Below are 23333 nucleotides of genomic sequence, written 5' to 3'. Positions count from 1 at the left end.
TAAAGGATGATGAAAAAATATTGCGGCTTTGTTTTATTGCTCATCAGCCCTTGCTTGTTTGCACAGCAAAGCAACAGCGTGTACCTGTTCTGTTATTTCAAAGGCAATGGCGACGGTTTGCATTACGCTTACAGCGATGATGGCTACAAGTGGAAAGCACTCTTTAACGACAGCATAGTCTTAAAGCCGGCGGTTAGCAAGGACAAGCTTTTTCGCGACCCCTGCATCACCAAAGACGCTGATGGAAAATACCGCATGGTGTGGACGGTGAGCTGGGCCGACAGGGGTATTGGTTATGCTTCGTCAACCGATTTAATTCACTGGAGCGAACAGCAATTCATTCCGGTGATGACGCACGAGGATTCGGCACGCAATGCCTGGGCGCCGGAGATTAATTACAATCCAAAGAATAAAGAATATATCGTTTATTGGGCCACAACAATCGCGGGCCGTTTTCCGCAAAAGGACACGTCGGCGGAAGGACAGAAGAACAATCACCGCATTTACTACACAACCACAAAAGATTTTAAAACCTGGAGCAAAACAAAGACTTTGTACGAGCCGGGGTTCAGCGTGATTGATGCGACGATTGTTCCGAATGGAAATGAATACGTGATGTTTTTGAAAAATGAGACGCGGTCGCCGGTGGAAAAAAACATTCGCGTGGCGTATGCAAAAAACATCGAAGGGCCATACTCGCAAGCCGGGCTGCCCATTACCGGGAACTACTGGGCTGAAGGGCCAACAGCGTTAAAGATTAACGGCCAATGGATGATTTATTTTGACAAGTACCGCGATCACAAATACGGCGCGGTTACGTCAACGGATTTAGCGCATTGGACGGATGTTTCCGACAAAGTGGAATTTCCGAAAGGCATCCGGCACGGAACGGCGTTCAAAGTTTCGAAGAAAGAGTTTGAGAAAATGATTAGAAAGTGACAGGGGCTTTGTTATCGCTTGCTTTAATTGGTGTACTTCCGCTGCAATCGCCTGTGCCGGTAACCTGCCTCAAAAATATTCGATGCAAGAATCACTGGTTTTGTAGCAGCGTAGAAGCTTCACTGGCGAAAGCGAGTACATTAAGCAACTAAAAAATGGCAGTTTATGAATACTTGCGGAAGAAAAGGTGAAGCTAACGTTAAACGGCTTTGCGTTCGGCGGGGCATTCAGCGAACGTCCAGCCCGGAACTGTAGCCGCTTGGAAAGCCAAAGTACAGAACTTTTTCAAAAGCCCATATGTGTTCGGTTAGCCGGAACTGAAGATGATGCTTGCAATTAGCCGATGGTTTATTCGTCACGCCCCGCTGACGCAAAACCGCTGTTAGCGGCATGGCAATTATTAGCGTTCAATCATTGCTTTTTTTATTGTCGAATTGTTTCCTTATATCCTTTTCTTCATCTTCAGTAAGTGGTTGCCCTTTAGCTTTTAATTTATTTAGCATTAGAGCGCCAGGAGAGCTTTTGCTATACTCAAATGCACGCCTAAGAGTGTCCATTCTTGCGTTGAATTGTAACAAGGCTAAATCGGCTTGCGTTTTTGTTAGTTCAATTGTGTTTTCTCTTAACTCTTTTGAAGCCACATAATTTTCAAGTGCTTCTACTTGTTCTTCGTAAATGAGGGAAATGTCATCATCGGTATAGGGACGTTTAAGTTGAGCAGCAATATTAATAATAACATAGTATTCTAATCTGTCTATTTCATCCTTTATATTTAATGCGTTTATCAACTCGTCGGTTTGAAATCTTGTGTCTGAATAAAGTAATCGCAGAACTCTATCTAAACGCTTTTTTGTTTTTCGGTCTTGGAGAAAAGTTTTTAATCCTTTAAGCATTTTACAACTGATTTAATACCTTGTCTTTTGTTTGAAAGGTGACATTAAAATGTTGCCCACGATTTCTAAAACTGGAAGGACTTTAAAAATGAATTTTACAACAAAAGCAATTAAAGCAAATTTCCAGTTTAAAAGAAACATTGCAATAAATATTAACCACTCTAACCAGTGAAAAATGCCAACCCAACTTGGAAGCATAGCTTCATCAGCTGGCAGCAATCCGCTTTTTTTTGCTTGTATGAGCCGTATGTCAAAAGTCGTTATTGCAGCCACTATTCCATAAGCAATAGCTAATCCGATAAGAATAGGTGAATTATAAGGTGTGTCAAAAAATGAAATCATTTTAAGTCTAATTAAGGTCTTGGTTGTTTTAAGGTGTCCACTTTTTCAATTTAGGGGGTATCCGAAGCTTGCCGCTAACACGCTAATATACGCTACTCCTCCTACAGCTTTTAGCTGATTATCAAACTAAATTTGTATCCGCTTCCTTAAAAAATCATTGTTATGATTTATACCGAAATCCGTTTGCGGTGGTTTCATCCCGGCTTTAACATTGGACTTGCGGACTTAAAATCAGCCTGGCTGTTGACTGGCGAACCGTTGCAACTTATCGCGACTGTACATCGTGGCAGCCTTGTTTACCGCATACCCAAAACCCGCCGGCTCGTTAGCTATCGGCAGCTTAAGAAAGGCCTCGTCAAAACCGACCGCATCATACGGCAACCTATCTATCTTTTGCCATTTTAGGCTATTGCTTCAACCCCCGCAGCCAATCTACCAACCGGTCCGTCCAGGTTTCCAAATAATACTTGCCAATCGCCAGGCCAAAGCCATGGCCACCGGTAGGATAAATGTGCATTTCAACGGGCACGCCGGCGCCCCGCAATGCCTGGTACATCAGCAAACTGTTTTCAACCGGAACGGTTTTATCATCCGTTGCGTGAACCAAGAAAGTTGGCGGTGTTTGATTTGTTACCTGCAACTCTCCGGAATAATATTTGGCAAGGCTGCTGTCGGCGTTGGCGCCGATTAAATTGTTGCGCGAACCTGCGTGCATAATGGGCTTGCTCATGGAAATAACCGGGTACACCAGCACCGCAAAATCCGGTCGCGACGATTGCCGTTCAACGCTGTCGGTTGAAGCCGCGTCGCCTTCGTCAAAATGCGTTTCAAGCGTTGAAGCAAGGTGACCACCGGCAGAAAAACCCATGATGCCAACTCTTGCCTTGTTAATGCCCCATTTGGCTGCGTTGGCACGAACAAGGCGGATGGCCCGTTTGGCGTCCATCAGCGGCGAAAGATGCGGCGTGACGTTGCTTTTCGAATTGGGCAAACGGTATTTTAAAACAATGGCGATGATGCCTTTTGCGTTTAGGAGTTTGGCTACGTCGGTGCCTTCCCAACTGTACGACAGCGTAACGTATCCACCACCGGGACAAACAATCACGGCCTGGCCTGTTGCGTTCCGTTTTGAAGGAAGAAATACCGTCATGTCCGGCATTTGCACGTGGCTGACATGGATGGTTTCGGTTGTGTCGCGTTTTTCCGTTTCGTCGGTTTTTTGATAATTGGGAACCTTGCCGGCCGGCCAAAGCGGAAGCGTTATTTCCTGCGCCATTAAATTGTGTTGAAGAAGAAAAGAAAACAGGAAGCAAGCAATGATTTTCATACAGCGAAAGTTAAGCGAGGTTAAAAGGTTTTGCCTAAAGTAGCGAAGGAAGTTCAATGCTTTCTGTTTTCAGGATGCAACAGGACGGTAAGCGGCAACGTCTTTCTAATTTTCGCTCTAATAGATTGTGAGCTATGAACCGCATTCAAAAATTTGCTTCCTGCCTATCGTTCTTCGCCTTTGGCTTTCTTCACGCACAGGTAAAACTTCCGGCCATTATAAGCAACAACATGGTGTTGCAGCAAAACGCCAAAGTGGCGTTGTGGGGTTGGGCAAAACCGGGTGAGCAAGTGACCGTTACCAACAGTTGGAACCGCCGCGCCACAACCGTTACCGCCGATGCGTCCGGTAAATGGTTAACGTATGTAACCACAACCAAAGCCGGTGGACCGTACAAGCTTACGTTCAAAGCTTCAAACACAATTGATGTTGACAATATTTTGCTGGGCGAAGTGTGGCTTTCATCAGGTCAATCCAACATGGAATTTTTTATCGGCAAAAAATCCAATCCGTCGTACACGGGTGTCATCAATCACGATGAAGTAATGAAAGACGCAGAGCATCCCGACATACGAATGATTGACGTGCCCAACAAAGTAGCCGATGAACCGCAAGCCGATTTCAAAGGCGACTGGAAAATTTGCACGGCACAAACGATTGATACATTTTCTGCCGTTGCGTATTTTTTTGCAAAAGAGATCAACAAAGCAACGGGTTATCCTGTCGGCATTATTAATTCAACCTGGGGCGGTACGCCGGCAGAGGCCTGGACGAAAAAAGAAGTCTTGCAAAGCGATGCAGACCTGAATCAAATTTTGGTTCGCTATCAAAAAGCAATGGACGCTTTTCCGCAGGCGAACGAAAAATACAAGGCGGCTTTGGCAAAATGGAAAGAAGACACAAGCAAAACAAAAGGCGCACAGCCACGCGGACCAATGGGTGCGAACAGCAATCAATCTCCTGCAAAATTGTACAACGGCATGATTGTGCCGATTGAGCCGTATACGTTGCGCGGCGCAATTTGGTACCAGGGCGAATCAAACGCTGACAGAGCTTACCAGTACCGAAAGTTGTTTCCGGCCATGATTAAGAACTGGCGGGACGATTGGAATGCACCAAAGCTTCCTTTTTACTTCGTTCAAATCTCACCGCACCGCAGCCAGAATCCCGAGATACGAGACGCACAACTTTACGTTTACCGCAATACGCCCAATACGGGCATGGCCGTAACGATCGACAACGGCGATTCGCTGGACATTCATCCTCGCAACAAAGAACTGGTTGGAAAAAGGTTATCGCTTTGGGCTTTGCAAAACGAATACGGCAAAAAAGACCTTGTTGTTTCAGGGCCTTTGTATAAATCTGCAAAGATTGAAGGCGATAAGTTTCGTATTTCCTTTGATTACGACAAAGGCTTGATGACGAAAGACGGAAGCGAGTTGAAGGAATTCACCATTGCCGGCGACGATCAGAACTTTGTTCCGGCAAATGCAAAGATTGAAGGCAATACGGTGGTTGTTTGGAGCACTGCCGTGAAAGCACCGAAAGCGGTTCGCTTTGCATGGAAGAACGTACCGCATCCGAATTTATACAACGGAGCCGGTTTGCCTGCTTCGCCCTTCCGCACGGACGATTGGAAGCTCACCACACAAGGACTCAATTGATACCATGAAAAAAATTCTTTTCATTTTTGTTTCGCTGCTCGCATTCGGATTTGCCAACAGACAAACGGATTTATCCTGGACGAAAAACGTTGGCGCACGAAAAATTCCGTCTTCGAAAAAAGTTTATTGGGTGAATGATTTCGGCGCAACAAATGATACCGCTAAAGTGGTAACGAAGATCATTCAGCAAGCAATAGACAAATGCGCCAAAGACGGCGGAGGAACGATTGCCTTCAAACCCGGAATTTACTTAACCGGTTCTATCTTTTTAAAGAGCGGCGTTCATCTCAAAATTGACAAAGGCGTGTTGATCAAAGGCAGTCAAAGCTTTGATGATTACCCTGAAATTGATACCCGTATCGCAGGCATTGAAATGCGCTGGCCTGCGGCTCTCATCAACATCATTGACCAGAAAAACGTAATGGTGAGCGGTGACGGAAAAGTAAACGCACAGGGAAAATTTTGTTGGGATAAATACTGGACCATGCGCAAAGAATACGACGCAAAAGGTTTGCGCTGGATTGTGGATTATGATGCAAAACGTGTTCGCACGTTTTTGGTGCAATCATCTTCTGATGTAACGTTAAAAGGATTGACGTTTTCCAACGCGGGTTTCTGGACAATACAACTTCTTTATTCCGATCACTTAACCGTTGATGGAGTAACGGTTCGCAACAACGAAGACGGCAAAGGCCCGAGCACCGACGGCATTGACATTGACTCTTCAACATGGGTTTTGGTAGAGAATTGCGACATTGACTGCAACGATGATGATTTCTGTTTAAAAGCCGGCAGAGACGCTGACGGACTTCGGGTGAACAAGCCAACGGAATACGTTGTCATTCGAAAGTGCACGGCAAGAAAAGGCGGCGGTTTGTTGACACTTGGCAGCGAAACATCGGGCGGCATTCGTCACGTGCTGGCAACTGATTTAACGGCCAAAGGCACGGGCAACGGCTTTCACATCAAGTCTGCCACAACACGCGGCGGAACAATTGAAGACATCCACTTTCAAAACATCACGATGGACAGTGTGGGCAATGCCTTTATGTACACGATGAACTGGAATCCTTCGTACAGTTACTCAAAACTTCCGGAAGGCTATACCTGGGAAACACTGCCAAAGCATTGGAAAGTGATGCTGACAAAAGTTGAACCCGAAGAAAAAGGCATCCCGCATTTCAAAGACATTTATGTTTCAAACGTAAAAGTGAAGTATGCAAAGAAAGCCATCAGCGGTGCAGGATTGAATAAATCTTTTCTCCAAAATTTCAATTTCGAAAACGTAAACATCAACGCAGCCAATGCAGGTGAAGTCAGTTATGCGCAAGGCTGGACGTGGAAAAACGTCTCGATCAATACAACCGATAAAAGCACGGTAAGCGTTAAAAATTCAAACGGCGTAAGCCTCTAAAACATGCACAACAATTGCCGAACAACGCTGCTGACTTTTTTGCTCCTTTTCTACTTTTCTGTTTTTGCGCAGAACGAAAGAACCATTACTTCATTTGACAACGACTGGAAATTTTACAAAGGGGATGCAAGCGGCGCCGAAGCCGTTTCGTTCAACGATGCATCGTGGCGTTCGTTGAACGTGCCGCACGACTGGAGCATAGAAGGGCCTTACGACCGTGCCAACCCGACAAGCCGCGGCGGTGGCTATCTGCCCGCTGGCGTTGGCTGGTACCGCAAAATTTTTTCATTACCCGGCATCGATGCTTCAAAAAATTTTTTTGTTGAATTCGACGGCATCATGGCGGCCAGCGATGTTTGGATCAACGGTCATCATTTGGGTAAACGTCCAAGCGGTTACATCAGTCTGCATTACGAACTATCGCCTTACTTAAAATTCGGTGCTGAAAAAAATGTCCTGGCCGTTCGTGCGGATAACACAATTCAACCGGCTTCGCGTTGGTACACCGGCGCCGGTATTTATCGCCATGTACGGTTGGTAAGTGTAAATCCGGTTCACGTTGATGAAGCCGGAAGCTTTGTGTCTTCTTCGAACGTATCTGCGCAAAGCGCAAAGGTTCAGTCACAAACAACGGTAACAAACAACGGCTCTTCGTCGCAAAGCTTTGTACTGCGCACCCGCTTTCTTGCACCGGACGGAAAAGAAGCGAGGATGGTTCAAAGCAACGCAAAGCTGGATGCGGGAAAAAGTCAAACCTTTACGCAAATCGCACCGGTAAAAAATCCTGCGCTTTGGGATATAGACAAACCACAACTCTACAAAGCAATTACAACCATCATTGTCAACAAACAACCGGTGGACGAATACACAACTTCTTTCGGCATTCGCGATGCGCATTTTGAAGCGGCAACCGGCTTTTGGCTCAACGGGAAAAACATCAAAATCGAAGGCGTTTGTTTGCACCACGACGGCGGTGCTTTTGGTGCGGCCGTGCCTTTGCGTGTTTGGACAAAACGATTGCAATCATTAAAAGACATTGGCGTGAACGGCATTCGTACGTCGCACAACGAACCCTCTCCCGAATTTCTTGATCTCTGCGACAAACTTGGCTTCCTGGTCATGGACGAAACCTTCGACACATGGAACGCCGCAAAGCCCAATGCTGAAAAAGGATACAACCTTTATTTCAGCGATTGGTGGGAGAGAGATACCCGTGACATTGTGACGCGTGATTGCAACCATCCCTCGATTGTTATCTACAGTATCGGAAACGAAATTCACGACAACCTCAACGACTCATCCGGCTTTCATAAATACAAAATGCAGCAGGATCTGATTCATTCGCTCGATTCAACACGGCCCGTGACGATGGCACTTTTCCGGCCTGGACTTTCAAAAGTTTACGAAAACGGATTTGCCGCAATGATGGACGTTGTGGGACAGAATTACCGCGAGAACGAACTTATTGCCGCACACGAAAAGCATCCTGATTGGAAAGTGATCGGTACCGAAAACACACACGTCATCAGCATGTGGCTTGCCCTGCGCGACAAACCTTACATGAGTGGACAATTTCTTTGGACCGGCTATGATTATCTGGGCGAAGCCGACTGGCCGCGCATTGCAAACGGCGCGGGTTTGTTTGATAAAACCGGCGAAGAAAAACTGGCTGGCTATCAACGGCAAAGTTGGTGGGACGATAAGCCAATGGTTTACGTTACCCGCAAAGAAACGAATGCGAACGGCGTTACCTGGAACCCCGATTGGACGCCTGACGATCCGGACATTTACACCACCGCCGACCTGCAGGTGTTTAGCAACTGCGACGAAGTGGAATTGTTTGTCAACGGTAAATCAGTAGGCGCAAAAGGCCGCACACCCGACAACGCATCGTCGAGAACGTGGACGATTCCGTTTGAAAAAGGAACACTGAAAGCCGTTGGCCGCAACGGCGGCAAAGACGTGGCGCAACAGGAATTGAAAACAGCCGGTAAAGCCTCGAAGATTGTTTTGAAAGCCGACAAGACATCGTTGCAAAATAGTTGGGATGATGTGGTTTACGTAACCGCCAGTGTTACCGACGACGAAGGCAATCTTGTATCAGGAGCAGATACAAAGATTAATTTTTCGATCAGCGGGCCGGGAGTTATAGCGGCTGTTGACAACGGCGACAACGCAAGCAGCGAACCTTACCAGGCAACGAGCCGTTGGTCATACAAAGGAAAGTGCGTTGCCATCATCAAGGCATCAGGAAACAACGGCAAGATCACACTAACGGCGAATGCAGAAAATTTAAAAGGCGCAAGCATTGCCGTGGATGCAACAAGCGAAAAGAAATGAAATGTTTTGTAACAGGTAGCGTTGCCACTATTACCGTTCTTGGAGTTTATGCTGAGCACCGCCGAAGCAACACTCACTTGTACGTTCGGAACATCACGCAGCAAAACAAGATTCATGTTTCACTAAGCAGAAACAAAACAACCATCAACGGATGAAAACCACAAAAAAAATTCTTGCTTCTCTTTTTTTGTTTGCGGGCATTCATGCTTCGGCGCAACGGCAAATGGAAACACTGGATAGAGGCGTCGTGGCCGTGCGAAACAGCGAAGGAAAAGCTTTTGTTAGTTGGAGATTGCTGGGCACTGAATCAACTGATTTAACGTTTAATCTTTACCGCACTGTTAATGGTAAAACGGAAAAGCTGAACAAAGAACCCATCAGCAAAACGACAAATTTTTTAGACAACAGTGTCGATACTGTAACAACAGCAAGCTATGTTGTCAAGCCAATATCAAGCGGCAAAGAAGGTGCATCAAGTAAGCCATTTGTTTTGAAAGCGGGCAATGCGCCTTACTTTTCTATTGCGTTGCAAACACCGAAAGGCTATGCTCCGAATGATGCTTCCGTTGGCGATTTAGATGGCGATGGTCAATACGAAATCATCTTGCACCAAACCGGCCGCGGTCACGACAATTCACAGGCCGGTTTTACCGATCCGCCGATTATTCAAGCTTACAAACTTGACGGCACGTTGCTCTGGACGATCAATCTCGGAAAGAACATTCGCGAAGGCGCACACTACACGCAATTCATGGTGTTTGATTTGGACGGCGACGGCCGTGCCGAAGTCGCCATGAAAACAGCCGACGGTTCCATTGACGGCAAAGGCAACGTCATTGGTGATTCAACAAAAGACTGGCGCAACGACAAAGGCTATATTTTATCGGGCCCCGAATATTTAACGGTGTTTGATGGCCTCACCGGCAAAGCTTTGTACACAACCGATTTTGTTCCGCCGCGTCACGCAAAGTTGAATCCAACACCCGATGAACTAAAAGCGGAATGGGGCGACGGTTACGGCAACCGCATGGATCGTTTTCTTGCTGCAATCGCTTATCTCGATGGCAAAACGCCAAGCCTGATCATGAGCCGCGGTTATTATACTCGCACGTTTATCACCGCGTGGAATTTTAAAAACGGGAAGCTCCAACGTCAATGGACGTTTGACAGCGACGATCCCGCCCATCCCGAGAACAAACCCTTTCGCGGACAAGGCAATCACAATCTCACCGTTGCTGATGTTGACGGTGACGGCAAAGACGAAATTGTTTACGGTGCCATGTGCATTGACGACAACGGCAAAGGACTTTATTCAACCGGCTTTGGTCATGGCGATGCGCAACACGTAACCGACCTTGATCCCTCACGTCCCGGCCTGGAAGTTTTTGGGATTCAAGAAAGGTTTGACGATGCGGGTTCGCACATGTTTGACGCACGAACCGGCGAAGTGCTTTGGAAAAAAGCATCAGTAAAAGCCGGCGCAGACGGCGAAGGTCCCGGCCGTGGATTGGCGCTTGACATTGACCCCCGCTATCCGGGTTACGAATGCTGGAGCTTTGGTGCGGGCATTACCGGTTTATACGATTGCAAGGGAAATCTCATTAATGCACAGTCACCGCCATCCTGCAACATGGGCATCTTTTGGGACGGCGACGTGTTGGCCGAATTGCTCGACGGAACGAATATTATGAAGTGGGATTACGTGAACAACAAGACGTCGCGTTTGTTAAGCGCTGGCGATTACAATTGTGTAAAGAACAACGGCACCAAATCCAATCCGGTTTTGTCGGCGGACATTTGGGGCGACTGGCGCGAAGAAGTGATTTACCGCACGGCCGACAACAACGAGTTGCGCATTTTCACCACTTCGATTCCGACGGATAAAAAGTTTTACACGCTGATGCACGACCCGCAGTACCGGTTAAGCATTGCGTGGCAGAATGTGGCGTACAACCAACCGCCGCACACAAGCTTTTATTTTGGTGAAGGCATGAGCAATCCGCCGAAGCCAAACATTGCGTTGGTGCAGACAAAAAAGAAAGTGGAGACGGCGTTAAAATGAGTTTAGAATGATGAGCCAGAAACCAGTGCTACTATTAGACATTCGTTGCGTCGCACTCTTGTGCGTTCTGAACAATGCTCTGTATTTTTTCACGCAGTGGCGCAACGATTAAACGACGCAGCGCCGTTGCTTCGCTGCTGTCGTTGCGTGAAAGCCTTTTGCTCAATAGTGAACAAAGCGTACAAGTGTGCGACGCAACAAAAGCTGAACAGAATTACAAAAGCTAAGTACAAAATAAAAACACAAACATTCACAAACATGAATAAAAAGCTCACGATAATTTTTGCATTCATTTTCATCCTCTGCTCGTCGTTTCTTTTTCTTCCAAAAGAAAAGCCAATCATTTATCTCATCGGCGACTCAACGGTGCACAACAGCGATAAGGAACAATGGGGTTGGGGCTCTTTGCTTCCGGAATTTTTCGACAGCACAAAAATTTCCATCTCCAACCAGGCCATGGCCGGTCGCAGCACAAGAACTTTCATCAAAGAAGGCCGTTGGGACAGGGTTCTATCAACGTTGAAAAAAGGCGATTTTGTGTTGATGCAATTCGGGCACAACGAAGGCTCGAAACCCGATACATCAAGAGCAGGTTATCGCGGTGTACTCAAAGGCACCGGTGAAGATTCGGTACAACTTACGTGGCCAAACGGCAACATTGAAACCGTGCATACCTACGGTTGGTACATTCGAAAATTCGTTCGCGATGCAAAAGCTAAAGGCGCTACGCCAATCGTTCTTTCCATGATTCCGCGAAACGAATTCAGGGAGGGAAAAGTTTTGCGTGCCGATAAAGATTACGGCAAGTGGGCCAAAGAAATTGCCGACGCAGAAGGCGTGATGTTCATTGACCTCAACGCCATCACCGCCGATAAGTACGATGCCTGGGGTGCTGAAAAAGTAAAAACATTTTTTCCCGGCGATCATACGCATACCAATCATGAAGGCGCAGAAGTAAACGCAGCTTCTATTGTGGACGGTATCAAAGCAGAGAAAAAGAATCCGTTGAATAAATACTTGCTTAAATCATAAACTCATTGTTATGCATTCTCAAAAAATATTTGCAGCTATTTTAATTGTAACGGCTTTGAGTTCGTTTGCGTTTTTGCAAAAAGACAAACCTGTTTTTTACGTCATTGGTGATTCGACGGTGAAGAACGGCGACGGCACGGGCAAAGGAAGTCTCTGGGGTTGGGGAGATTTTATTGCGCCCTATTTCGACACGACAAAAATTAGGATTGAAAACGATGCATTGGGTGGACGAAGCAGTCGCACCTTCATCACTGAAGGCCGTTGGGAAAAAGTTTTGTCGAAATTGAAGAAGGGCGATTACGTGATTATGCAGTTTGGCCACAATGATAGCGGCCCACTCGACGATACGGCAAGAGCAAGAGGAACCATGAAAGGCATTGGCGAAGAATCGAAAGAGGTTTACAACCCGATCATGAAGAAGCAGGAAGTAGTCTATACTTATGGCCATTATATGCGGCAATACATTCGAGATGCAAAAGCGAAAGGAGCGGTAGCGATTGTTTGTTCGCCAATTCCGCGCAATGACTGGAAAGAAGGCAAAGTCACTCGTTCGGTTGAAAGTTATGCGGGCTGGGCGCAGCAAGTGGCAAAAGAAGAAGGCGCTTATTTCATTGACCTGAACAATCTCGTGGCAACAAAGTATGAGGCTTTAGGCGCCGACGCTGTGAAGCCTTTCTTTCCCGGCGATCACACGCACACAAACATTGACGGCGCAAAATTGAACGCAGAAATTGTGGCTGCGCAATTGAAAGAAATTAAGTCCGAAGGATTGAAGAAGTACATGAAGTAACTTGCCGGTAATGATTGCACGTTTTAGATTCTATCCGCTTGCTTTTTCTGTTTTTCTTTTCTTTTCCTTTCCATTGCTTGCGCAAAAAATCGATCGCAGGGCATTGGTTCAACGACACAACGTTGTTGTAACGAAAGCCGACTCCTTGTCTTCGCTTACCGTCGGCAACGGAAGCTTTGCTTTCACCGTTGATGCAACGGGTTTACAAAGTTTTCCGATTGCCTATCAAAAGGGCATTCCGTTGGGGACGGAGTCGGTGTGGGGCTGGCACAACTTTATTGATACCGCTAATTACAAACGCGAAGAAGCATTAAGGGTTTATCATCAATACGGGAGAGACGTAACTTATTCCGTGCAGGTAAAAGAACCCGACCATGCGAAAAAAGCAGCGGATTGGTTTCGGCAAAATCCGCATCGTTTGCAATTGGGCAATCTTGGATTTGAAATTTTTCGGAAAGACGGTTCGCATGCAAGCATTGATGATGTGAAGAACATTCATCAGGAATTGAACTTGTGGACGGGTGAAATTAAATCGCATTTCACCATCGAGGGTTTACCGGTTGACGCAATAACTTATTGCCACAACAGCGAGGATGTAATCGCAGTAAACGTGCGTTCGCCCTTGTTGTTGGAGAAGCGACTGAAAATTAAACTCCTCTTTCCTTATCCAACCGGTGCGTGGTCCGACGAAGGAACAAATTACGCTAGCGCAAATAAGCATCAGTCAACAATGTTGCTCAGTCACGATGAAGGAGCCGTGCTGCGCCATCAACTCGACACAACAAAATATTACGTTGGCCTGAAATGGGACCAAGGCGCTTCCATCAATGAAAAAGAACCGCATTATTTTATAATAACGCCTTCTACCAAGAGCAACAACTTTTCGTTTTCAGCCAAGTTTACCGCTGTAAAAGATTTTCGTTCATTACCTGATTATGCTGAAACGCAAAGCAGCAGCGAAGAAGGTTGGAAAGATTTCTGGCAAAGCGGCGGTGCAATAGATTTTTCGGGCAGCACCGACAAAAGAGCCTTCGAAATTGAGCGGCGTATCGTGCTTTCGCAATACCTGATGAAAACACAGGAGGCGGGCAGTTTTCCACCACAGGAAACAGGACTTACGTACAACAGTTGGTTTGGCAAGCCACACCTTGAAATGACCTGGTGGCACGCAGCGCATTGGGCTTTGTGGGGACGAGTAGAATACACCGAAAAGTTATTGAGTTGGTACGCTTCGGTTTTTAACAACGCAAAAGTTATTGCGCAACGACAAGGCTTTGATGGTGTGCGCTGGCAAAAGATGACCGACAACAACGGCGACGAAGCACCTTCTTCTGTTGGCGCCATGCTTATCTGGCAACAACCGCATTGCATCTATTTTGCAGAAGAAGTTTACCGTCATTACAAGGATGAAAAAACGCTGAACAAATACAAAGACCTTGTGTTTGCGACAGCGGATTTCATGGCGTCGTTTGCGCATTACGATCCACTTACAAAGCGATACGTTTTGGGCAAAGGATTGATACCGGCACAGGAACGTTTTAAGTCCGAAGAAACATTCAATCCAACATACGAATTGGTTTACTGGAAGTGGGCGTTGAACGTTGCGCAGCAATGGCGCGAACGCTTGCGTTTATCGCGCAATAAAAAATGGGATGATGTGCTAAACAGCCTCTCACCGTTGCCGGTTCAGGAGAAAAAATATTTGTTTGCGGAAAGTGCAACGGACTCTTACACCAATCCCGAATACAGGACGGATCATCCTTCCGTTCTTGCTGCATTGGGTGTGATGCCATTGACCGGGCAAGCCGATAAAGCAATCATGCAAAACACGTTTGATTGGATTTGGAAGAACTGGACGTGGCGTGATACCTGGGGCTGGGATTTTCTAATGACGGCCATGACGGCAACGCGATTGGGCATGCCGGAAAAAGCAATTCAAAGTTTTCTGATGCCGATTCAAACCAACACGTATTTAATTAACGGTCACAACTACCAGGACGAACGTCTGCGGCTTTACATGCCCGGTAACGGTGGAATACTCACGGCAATCGTAATGATGGTGGCCGGTTACGACGGCAGCAAAGAACTTCCCGGTATTCCGAAAGATGGAAAGTGGAAAGTAAAGTTTGAAGGATTAGAACGAATGCCTTAATTCACGAACATGCGCTTCCTGTTTTCCTTTTTGCTTTCGTTCGCTTTCGTAAAAAGTCATTGCCAGCAAATTGCGGCCGGCACTGTTCTCTCAACAAGACAAACACCGGTTCACGATCCCGTCATCATCAAAGAAGACAGCGTTTACTACATCTTTTGCACCGGCAACGGCATCGCTGTTTGGTCGTCAAGCAATTTAAAAGAATGGAAAAAAGAAGCGCCTGTTTTTGCAAACCCACCGCAATGGGCGGTAGATGCAGTGCCCGGTTTTAAGGGCCACATCTGGGCGCCAGATATCCATTTTTATAACGGCAGCTATTACTTGTTTTATGCTGTTTCGCAGTTTGGAAAAAACACGTCCTGCATCGGTGTTGCGGTGAATAAAACCTTGCATCCTTTATCTCCAGATTACAAATGGATTGATTTAGGAAAGGTGGTGCAATCCGTTCTTGGACGCGATTTGTGGAATGCCATTGATCCAAACCTGGTTGTTGACGAAAAGAACGAGCCGTGGTTAACATTCGGTTCTTTTTGGAGTGGAATAAAACTGGTAAAGCTTGATCGGCAAATGAAGATTGCGGAGCCGCAACAATGGTACACGCTTGCGCGAAGACCGAGGCCTTACAACACGCCGGATTCTTCTGCAGGCGGCGCAGCTATTGAAGCGCCGTTCATCTTCAGGAAGGGAGATTATTATTATCTCTTTGTTTCATTTGATTATTGCTGCATAGGCGAACAGAGTACTTACAAAATAGTCGTCGGAAGAAGCAAAGTGCTGCAAGGTCTTTACGTTGACAAAGACGGCGTTCGCATGGACAGCAACGGCGGCAGTTTATTGTTGCAAGGCAATGCCGACTGGAACGGTGTTGGACATAACGCGGTGTTTACCGACAACGGAAAAGATTACCTCATCTTTCACGGTTATGACGCAAAAGATGGCGGCCGCTCAAAGCTTCGTATCGAAGAACTTGTTTGGGACGAAAACGGCTGGCCTGCCGTGAAATAAACCGTTTCAAATTTGCTTCGCAAGCCTGAACTTTGGCATTCTTCATTTTAAAATTTCATTCGTATGCAATACCGTTCGTTTGGTAAATACAAGGTATCAGAAATTGGTTTGGGAACATGGCAGTTGGGCAGCGCCGATTGGGGCAAGATTGACGACGAAAAAGCCTTTGCTATTTTACAAGCCTTCGTTGATGCAGGTGGAAATTTTGTTGATACAGCCGACGTCTATGGCATGGGCATTAGTGAAAAAGTAATTGGTCGTTTTTTGAAGGCAACAGATAAGGAAATTTTTATTGCGACCAAACTTGGACGCCGACATGATGGAAACAATGGCTGGCCGCAAAATTTTGGCTACGATGCAATGCGGCAACAAGTTGAAAGCTCGTTAAGGAATCTTGATGCTTCGAAATTGTTTTTGGAGCAATTGCACTGTATTCCCACCGAAGAAATGCGAAAGGGAGATGTCTTCAATCATCTGCGCAAACTAAAAGAAGAAAGTTTGATTGAAAACTTTGGTGCCAGCGTTGAAACAAGTGAAGAAGCGCTGATTTGTTTAGAACAAGAAGGATTGGCTTCCCTGCAAATCATCTTCAATTTATTTCGTCAGCACGTAGCGGATGAAGTGTTTGCGAAAGCTGCAGAAAAGAACGTTGCCATTATTGTTCGCGTGCCGCTAGCCAGTGGCTTGCTTACAGGGAAGTTTACTGAACAAACAACGTTTGCTGCATCTGATCACCGCAATTACAATGCAAACGGCGAAGCCTTCAACACAGGGGAAACATTTTCAGGCGTGGAGTTCAAAGAAGGAGTGAAGTTGTCGAAAGAGATTGCTTCTTTATTGCCGGATGAACGCACAGCGCAATGGGCTTTGCGCTGGATACTCGATCACCCCGAAGTTACAACGGTAATTCCAGGTGCGTCTTCGGTTGCGCAGGTAAAGAGCAACGTTGCGGCATCTTCACTTGAGCCGCTCTCAAACGAAACACATAAAAAACTGCGAAATCTTTACGACGAAAAAATTAAAGCAGTCATTCGCGGGCATTATTAAATTTTCAGGACGCAACAGGACGCTGCGCAAATCGTTTTGCTCTAACATAGCTTTCTCATTTAACCTCGCTATATGAAGTTCATTTCTTCCTTGCTTCTTATCGTATTCATTGCCACAAACGTGGTTGCGCAAAAGCTTCCTTCAAAGAAGAAAATTTTGAAGCCTTTGCGACTTGCCAACGAATACTTTATGAACAAGTGGCCGGATGCGGGCAAGCCCATTGTTACCAACCGGGAACGGCCAAGCAACATCTGGACACGTGCCGTTTATTACGAAGGCCTCATGGCTTTGTATAAAATTGATCCGCAAAGAAAGTTTTACGATTACGCCGTGCAGTGGGGTGAGAAGCACAACTGGACGCCGCGCAACGGCATCACTACCCGCAATGCCGATGACCAGTGTTGTGGGCAAACCTTTATTGATCTTTACCTGCTTGCTAAAAAAGAAGAGCGCATCAAAAGCATCAAGGCGTGCATAGATAACACGGTGCACAGCGAAAAGAAAGACGACTGGAGTTGGATTGACGCCATTCAAATGGCAATGCCGGTTTTTGTGCGGCTTGGTGTGGTGTACAACGACACGGCTTATTTCCGCAAAATGTATGACCTCTACGCTTTCGCCAAATACAACCAAGGCGGCAAAGGATTGTACCATGCGGAAGATCACCTGTGGTGGCGCGACAAAGATTTTGTGCCGCCGTACAAAGAACCGAACGGCGAAGATTGTTATTGGAGCCGCGGCAATGGTTGGGTGTTGGCAGCCTTGGCAAGAACGCTGGAACAATTGCCAAAGAACGATGCTCATTACACCGAATACCTTCAGGACTTTAAAGACATGTGCGCAGCCTTAATTAAAGTGCAACGTGACGACGGTTTCTGGAACGTGAGCCTTCACGATCCTTCGCATTTTGGCGGCAAGGAAACATCGGGCACAGCACTGTTTACCTACGGTTTTGCCTGGGGATTGAACAATGGAATTCTGGATAAAAAAATTTATAGGCCCGTCGTTGCAAAAGCCTGGAAGGCGATGGTGAAAGAAGCCGTGCATTCCGACGGAATGTTGGGCTTTGTTCAAGGCACCGGTAAAGAACCAAAGGACGGTCAGCCCGTGAGTTACAACAACGTTCCTGATTTTGAAGATTACGGCCTGGGCTGTTTTTTACTGGCCGGCAGCGAAGTATATAAGCTGAAATAAACAAGATTTCGAACCCATGAAGCAGTTTATTATTTGGGGAGTCCTTCTGGTTTTACTTCACGCAAATAAAGCAGTGGCGCAGAAACCGCAGAAGAAACCCAACATCATTTTTATTCTTGCCGATGATTTGGGCTACGGCGATATTGGCCCGTACGGACAACAAAAGATAGAAACACGCAATCTTGAGAAGCTGGCAAAAATGGGCGTGAAGTTTACACAGTTCTACGCCGGCTCTACGGTCTGTGCACCCTCACGAAGCAGTTTCCTGACCGGTCAGCACACAGGCCATACCGCCATTCGCGGAAACAAAACCCTGCAACCGGAAGGACAAGTTCCTTTGCCCGATTCGGTCATCACGGTTGCCATGCTTTTGCAAAAATCGGGTTACGAAACCGCTGCATTCGGCAAATGGTCGTTGGGTTTTATTACCTCGTCCGGTGATCCGCAGAAAAAAGGCTTTGATGAGTTCTACGGTTACAATTGCCAAACGCTTGCGCACAATTATTATCCCGATCATCTGTGGCACAACCACAACCGCATTGATCTTTCGGGAAACCTAAAAAAAGATGCTGCTTACTCCGCCGATTTAATTCACGAGCAGGCAATGAACTTTATCAAGGCTAAGCACAACAAACCTTTTTTTCTTTATCTCCCTTACACCTTGCCTCATGCCGATGTCATTGTGCCGCACGACGCGGTTTATGATTACTATGTAAAAAAATTCAACGAAGCCGCTGTGCCTACACTAAAAGGCAACGACGGCGAGAAGCATCACTACGATGCACATCCACATGCGGCTTTTGCAGCAATGGTAGCCAGGCTTGACAAATTCGTTGGCGAGATAATCAATGCCGTAAAAGAAAAAAGGCTGCAAGAAAATACGCTCATCATCTTCACAAGCGATAACGGACCGCACAAGGAGAACGGCGGCGATCCTGATTTCTTCAACAGCAACGGCGGTTTGCGCGGCATCAAACGGGATTTATACGAAGGCGGCATTCGCGTGCCTTTTATCGCTTATCAAAAAGGAGTGACCAAAGCCGGAACAATCAATACTGAACCCGCCGCTCTGTGGGATTTGCTTCCAACGTTTTTACAACAGGCCGGCGCAGCTCCGACAAAAAATATTGACGGCATTTCAATCATGCCTGCGTTGAAGGGAGAGAAGCAAAAGCTTCACGATTACTTTTATTGGGAACTGCACGAAGCAGGCGGCAAACAAGCCGTTCGGATGGGCGAGTGGAAAGGTGTGAAACTGAACGTAAGCAAAACGCCTTCGCCGCCAATAGAATTGTACAACCTGAAGACCGACCCGCAGGAAAAAACCAACGTTGCCGCACAACATCCCGGCGTTGTACGGCAGATAGAAGCATTGATGAAAGAAGCTTATGTTCCGAACAAGGATTGGCCGCTGATGCCATCGGAATGATTCGTGATAGAAAGGCTGAGCATTTTTTGCGCAAGACTTTTGAATGTCCATAGTCTTTAGATTTGTGGTCCTTTCTCCTTTTTATCACAAACAAGCCACAGAAAAAACTGCGTTTGCAAGAAGCCAAAAACCATTCTGTCGTTCGCATTGTTATGATAAGGGGCGAGAAAAATCGCAACCATACGGTTAACAAGCTTCTTGTAAAATGAACGAAATCACGAAAACAAAAGGGCGGGAGAAAACGATATCAATACCTGAGTTTTTATCCGGTGGCGGCGAAATGGGACGGCTCATCCGCGAATTTGACTGGAGCAAAACTTCGCTTGGTTCTGTCGAAACCTGGCCGCACAGCCTGCGCACCTGTATCCGCATCATGCTTACATCGCGGCAGCCCATTTGGATCGGCTGGGGCAAAGAGCTCATTAAATTCTACAACGATCCCTATAAAGCCATTGTAGGAGGCAAGCATCCTTGGGCACTTGGCAAGCCGGCCTCGGTAGTGTGGAAGGACATTTGGCGTGACATTGAGCCTATGCTAAAGCAAGTAATGGAGCAGGACGAAGGCACTTACGTGGAATCACAGTTGCTCATCATGGAGCGCAACGGTTATCCCGAAGAAACCTATTATACGTTTTCTTACACACCTATTCCGAGCGACAGTGGCAAAACAGAGGGTATGTTTTGCGCCAACACTGATGATACGGACAAAATCATCAGCGAACGTCAACTGCGAACGCTGACGCAATTGGGCAAACGCCTTGCCGATTGCCGGAGCAATGCCGAGATTGTTGAAGAAACAATGACAACCCTGCAAGAAAACCCACATGATTTTCCCTTTGCTTTGTTTCGCACCGTTACCAACACCAAGGCCATACTTTCCGGTTCTACCCCTCTGGGCGAGTCGGAAAAATTTATTTCAAAAGAAGTTGATCTTTCTGCCGATAATGAAGTCGTAAGCACAATAAAGAATGCCATTGCTTCGCGTAAGCCGCAACTGTTCGAGGGGCTCAATGAAAAGTTTGGGCCGATGCCAAGGGGTGCCTGGGAAGTATCGCCAAATAAATTGATGGTACTGCCCATCATTCAAACCGGCTCGAAGGAACCCTATGGTCTTTTGATAGTCGGTTTGAATCCTTACCGTTTATTGGACGAAAAATACACGGGCTTTTTTGCGTTGATAGCCGACCAGGTTGCCACTTCTTTTGCTGATGTACACATACTTGAAGAAGAGCGCAAACGTACCGAGGCTCTGGCCGAAATTAACCGCGCAAAAACAGCTTTCTTCTCCAACATCAGCCACGAGTTTCGTACGCCTCTTACATTAATGGCTGCGCCTATCGAAGACGCACTGAACGACCCGAATACCGTTCCCGAAAACAGGCTTCGCCTGTCGGTGGCACAAAGCAACGTAAAGCGGTTGCAAAAGCTGGTAAACGCGTTGCTCGATTTTTCGCGCATTGAAGCCGGCCGGATGCAAGCCCGGTTTGAGCGTGTAAACGTTTCTTCATTAACAAAGGATCTCGCCAGTACTTTTCGCGCAACCGTTGAAAAAGCAGGAATGCAACTAAACATTGATTGCGGCGAGAACATTGAAGCCTACGTTGATGTGGACATGTGGGAAAAGATTGTTCTCAATCTCTTGAGCAACGCCTTTAAATACACGTACAGCGGTTCTATAACCTTGCGATTGAAACAAGAGTCTGACCGCATTTATTTTTCCGTAACCGATACCGGTGTAGGCATTCCGGAAACGGAATTGCAAAAAGTGTTTGAACGATTTCATCGCGTTCACAATGCTAGCGGACGGAGCCAGGAAGGAACGGGCATTGGCCTGGCCCTGGTTCAGGAACTGGTAAAATTGCATCAGGCAAGTATTCATGTGCAGAGCAAATTAAAAGAAGGCACAACGTTCACCGTTACACTTTTGGCGGGCAAGAATCATTTGCCAGCGGAACAAATTGTTCTGGAGCAATCGTCTTTAAGCTTTTCTGCCAGCACCGACGTATTTATTGATGAAGCCATGAAATGGCTTCCGTCAGAGAATCATTTTGAAGCAGACCCGCCGTCCACAAGTGTTAGCACACGAAGGCCAAGTGTGTTGCTGGCTGACGACAACACGGACATGCGGGAATACTTGCAGCGTTTGTTGAGCACAAGCTATCAAGTTACTGCCGTTAGCAACGGAAAGCTGGCTTTGGAAAATGCAATTGCCCTTGAACCAGACCTGATTCTGAGCGATGTGATGATGCCCGAAATGAGCGGCTTTGAGTTGGTGAAACATTTAAAGGAACATCCAAAAACCAAAAACACACCGGTTGTTTTATTGTCGGCAAGAGCAGGGGAAGAGGCGACCATTGAGGGTTTGCAAACCGGTGCCGATGATTACCTCGTAAAACCTTTTTCTGCCAGGGAACTTTTATCTCGCATTGACAGCAACATTAAAATTGCACAGAGCCGCATTACCGCTTTCCGGCAGTTGTACAATTTGTTTATGAACGCGCCGGTTGCCATTGCCATTCTGCGTAAAAAGGAACAACGTTTTGAGTTGGCAAACGAACGCTACTTGGAAATTGCCGGCAAGGATGATGTTGTTGGCAAAACCTTGCACGAAGCCTTTCCGGAGTTAAAAGGAACCGGCGTGGAAGATTTGCTTAACAACGTTTATACATCGGGTGTGCCCTTTTATGGAAATGAATTTGAAGTAACCTTACTACGCAAGGGAAAATTAGAAAAGGTCTTCTTCAATTTTGCTTACACGCCGATGCTGGAAATTGATGGTACAATCGGCGGGGTGATGGTGGTGGCGGTTGATGTGACCGAAATGATATTGGCCCGAAAGGTGCTGGAGCAAAACGAGGCCCGGTTGGAAGGCGAAGTGCAAAAAAGAACCGAAGAACTGCAAGAGATAAACGAAGCGCTGGAGCGATCGAACAAAGAACTGGAGCAATATGCTTTTGTTACAAGCCACGACTTGCAGGAGCCGTTGCGAAAAATTCAAACCTTTGCCACGCTTTTGTACGAACGTAACGCAGAGAAACTGGACGAAAAATCAGTGCAGCATTACGAGAAAGTTGTGCAAGCCGCCAGGCGCATGTCAACGCTGATTAATGACCTGCTGAACTTTTCGCGGCTTACCAAACTCGAACAATTTGTACCGGTTGATTTGAACGAAATTTTTAAAAACGTAACGCACGATTTTGAGCTCGTCATACAGGAAAAAAACGTCGTCATTCGCGCTGCCGAATTGCCTGTTGTGGAAGCCATTCCGCTACAAATGAATCAATTGTTTGGAAACCTGTTGAGCAATGCAATAAAGTTTTCAGCAACCGACCAGACACCCGAGATTCGAATCGAAGCTGCAGCCCTTTCGCCCGCTGAAAAAGAACAACATCTTTCCTTATTTCCGGATAAAGACTTTATAAAAATTTCGTTCAACGATAACGGCATTGGTTTCGATCCGGTTTATAGCGAAAAAATTTTTGAAATATTTCAACGGTTACACAATCGCGCAGCTTACGAAGGCACGGGCATTGGCCTGGCTTTGTGTGCCCGCATTGTTGCCAACCATCACGGGGTAATTTTTGCCAAAGGCGAAAAAGAAAAGGGTGCAAGCTTTTACGTCATCTTGCCGTTGAAACAAAACAAGTAAAAAAGGAAAACCGCCGGTAATGGTTTTCCTTTTTCTTTTTTCAAAATGCAATGA

17 protein-coding genes are annotated in these 23333 nt (G+C 46.5%); 14 read left to right on the top strand and 3 right to left on the bottom strand.

From position 1 onward, the window contains the following. Positions 1-6 precede the first annotated feature (6 nt). Entirely contained in the window at positions 7-939 is a 933-nt protein-coding gene (locus FSB75_RS04795; protein WP_227990769.1) for a glycoside hydrolase family 43 protein, read from the top strand. A 407-nt stretch (positions 940-1346) separates the two neighbouring features. Here FSB75_RS04795 and FSB75_RS04790 read toward each other — a convergent pair whose 3' ends face one another. Together FSB75_RS04790 and FSB75_RS04785 are read right to left on the bottom strand one after the other, a co-directional pair. Beyond that, positions 1347-1832 (bottom strand): hypothetical protein, encoded by a 486-nt coding sequence (locus tag FSB75_RS04790; RefSeq protein ID WP_146783578.1) that lies wholly within the window; start codon positions 1830-1832, stop codon positions 1347-1349. Between the two features lie 12 nt (positions 1833-1844). Next, positions 1845-2174, bottom strand: coding sequence for a hypothetical protein (locus tag FSB75_RS04785; protein ID WP_146783575.1), 330 nt, complete (start codon positions 2172-2174; stop codon positions 1845-1847). Between the two features lie 162 nt (positions 2175-2336). Between FSB75_RS04785 and FSB75_RS04780 the strand changes: the two genes are divergently transcribed. Next, positions 2337-2579, top strand: a complete 243-nt coding sequence (locus tag FSB75_RS04780) for a hypothetical protein (RefSeq protein ID WP_146783572.1) — start codon at positions 2337-2339, stop codon at positions 2577-2579. Between the two features lies 1 nt (position 2580). Here FSB75_RS04780 and FSB75_RS04775 read toward each other — a convergent pair whose 3' ends face one another. Further along, the gene (locus FSB75_RS04775; RefSeq protein ID WP_146783569.1) at positions 2581-3501 is read right to left on the bottom strand and encodes an alpha/beta hydrolase; all 921 of its coding nucleotides are present in this window, start codon (positions 3499-3501) and stop codon (positions 2581-2583) included. Positions 3502-3635: 134 nt separating this feature from the next. On the opposite strand from FSB75_RS04775, the gene FSB75_RS04770 reads away from it, so the two are divergent. The 12 genes from FSB75_RS04770 to FSB75_RS04715 all read left to right on the top strand — a co-directional run bounded on the left by FSB75_RS04770 (position 3636) and on the right by FSB75_RS04715 (position 23279). Further along, on the top strand, positions 3636-5165 hold the full coding sequence (locus tag FSB75_RS04770) for a sialate O-acetylesterase (RefSeq protein ID WP_146783566.1): 1530 nt from the start codon (positions 3636-3638) through the stop codon (positions 5163-5165). Between the two features lie 4 nt (positions 5166-5169). Next, entirely contained in the window at positions 5170-6579 is a 1410-nt protein-coding gene (locus FSB75_RS04765; RefSeq protein ID WP_146783561.1) for a glycoside hydrolase family 28 protein, read from the top strand. 3 nt (positions 6580-6582) lie between these two features. Then, on the top strand, positions 6583-8919 hold the full coding sequence (locus FSB75_RS04760) for a glycoside hydrolase family 2 protein (protein WP_146783558.1): 2337 nt from the start codon (positions 6583-6585) through the stop codon (positions 8917-8919). Positions 8920-9070: 151 nt separating this feature from the next. Then, positions 9071-10981, top strand: a complete 1911-nt coding sequence (locus FSB75_RS04755; RefSeq protein WP_146783555.1) for a rhamnogalacturonan lyase — start codon at positions 9071-9073, stop codon at positions 10979-10981. Between the two features lie 258 nt (positions 10982-11239). Continuing rightward, a complete protein-coding gene (locus FSB75_RS04750) occupies positions 11240-12013 on the top strand; it encodes a rhamnogalacturonan acetylesterase (protein ID WP_146783552.1) in 774 nt (257 codons plus the stop codon). Positions 12014-12023: 10 nt separating this feature from the next. Continuing rightward, positions 12024-12803, top strand: a complete 780-nt coding sequence (locus FSB75_RS04745; protein ID WP_146783549.1) for a rhamnogalacturonan acetylesterase — start codon at positions 12024-12026, stop codon at positions 12801-12803. Positions 12804-12813: 10 nt separating this feature from the next. Then, positions 12814-14955 (top strand): hypothetical protein, encoded by a 2142-nt coding sequence (locus tag FSB75_RS04740; protein ID WP_146783546.1) that lies wholly within the window; start codon positions 12814-12816, stop codon positions 14953-14955. A gap of 9 nt (positions 14956-14964) precedes the next feature. Then, positions 14965-15960, top strand: coding sequence for an arabinan endo-1,5-alpha-L-arabinosidase (locus FSB75_RS04735; protein WP_146783543.1), 996 nt, complete (start codon positions 14965-14967; stop codon positions 15958-15960). Positions 15961-16023: 63 nt separating this feature from the next. Further along, entirely contained in the window at positions 16024-17007 is a 984-nt protein-coding gene (locus FSB75_RS04730; protein WP_146783539.1) for an aldo/keto reductase, read from the top strand. A gap of 72 nt (positions 17008-17079) precedes the next feature. Further along, a complete protein-coding gene (locus FSB75_RS04725; RefSeq protein WP_146783536.1) occupies positions 17080-18201 on the top strand; it encodes a glycoside hydrolase family 88/105 protein in 1122 nt (373 codons plus the stop codon). 16 nt (positions 18202-18217) lie between these two features. Next, positions 18218-19630, top strand: coding sequence for an arylsulfatase (locus FSB75_RS04720; RefSeq protein ID WP_146783533.1), 1413 nt, complete (start codon positions 18218-18220; stop codon positions 19628-19630). A 205-nt stretch (positions 19631-19835) separates the two neighbouring features. After that, positions 19836-23279, top strand: a complete 3444-nt coding sequence (locus FSB75_RS04715) for an ATP-binding protein (protein WP_146783530.1) — start codon at positions 19836-19838, stop codon at positions 23277-23279. The last annotated feature ends 54 nt before the right edge of the window (positions 23280-23333 follow it).

The organism is Flavisolibacter ginsenosidimutans (assembly GCF_007970805.1).
GTDB lineage: Bacteria > Bacteroidota > Bacteroidia > Chitinophagales > Chitinophagaceae > Flavisolibacter > Flavisolibacter ginsenosidimutans.
The sequence above is the reverse complement of the archived record's forward strand: the minus strand, read 5'-3'. Positions and strand labels throughout refer to the sequence as shown.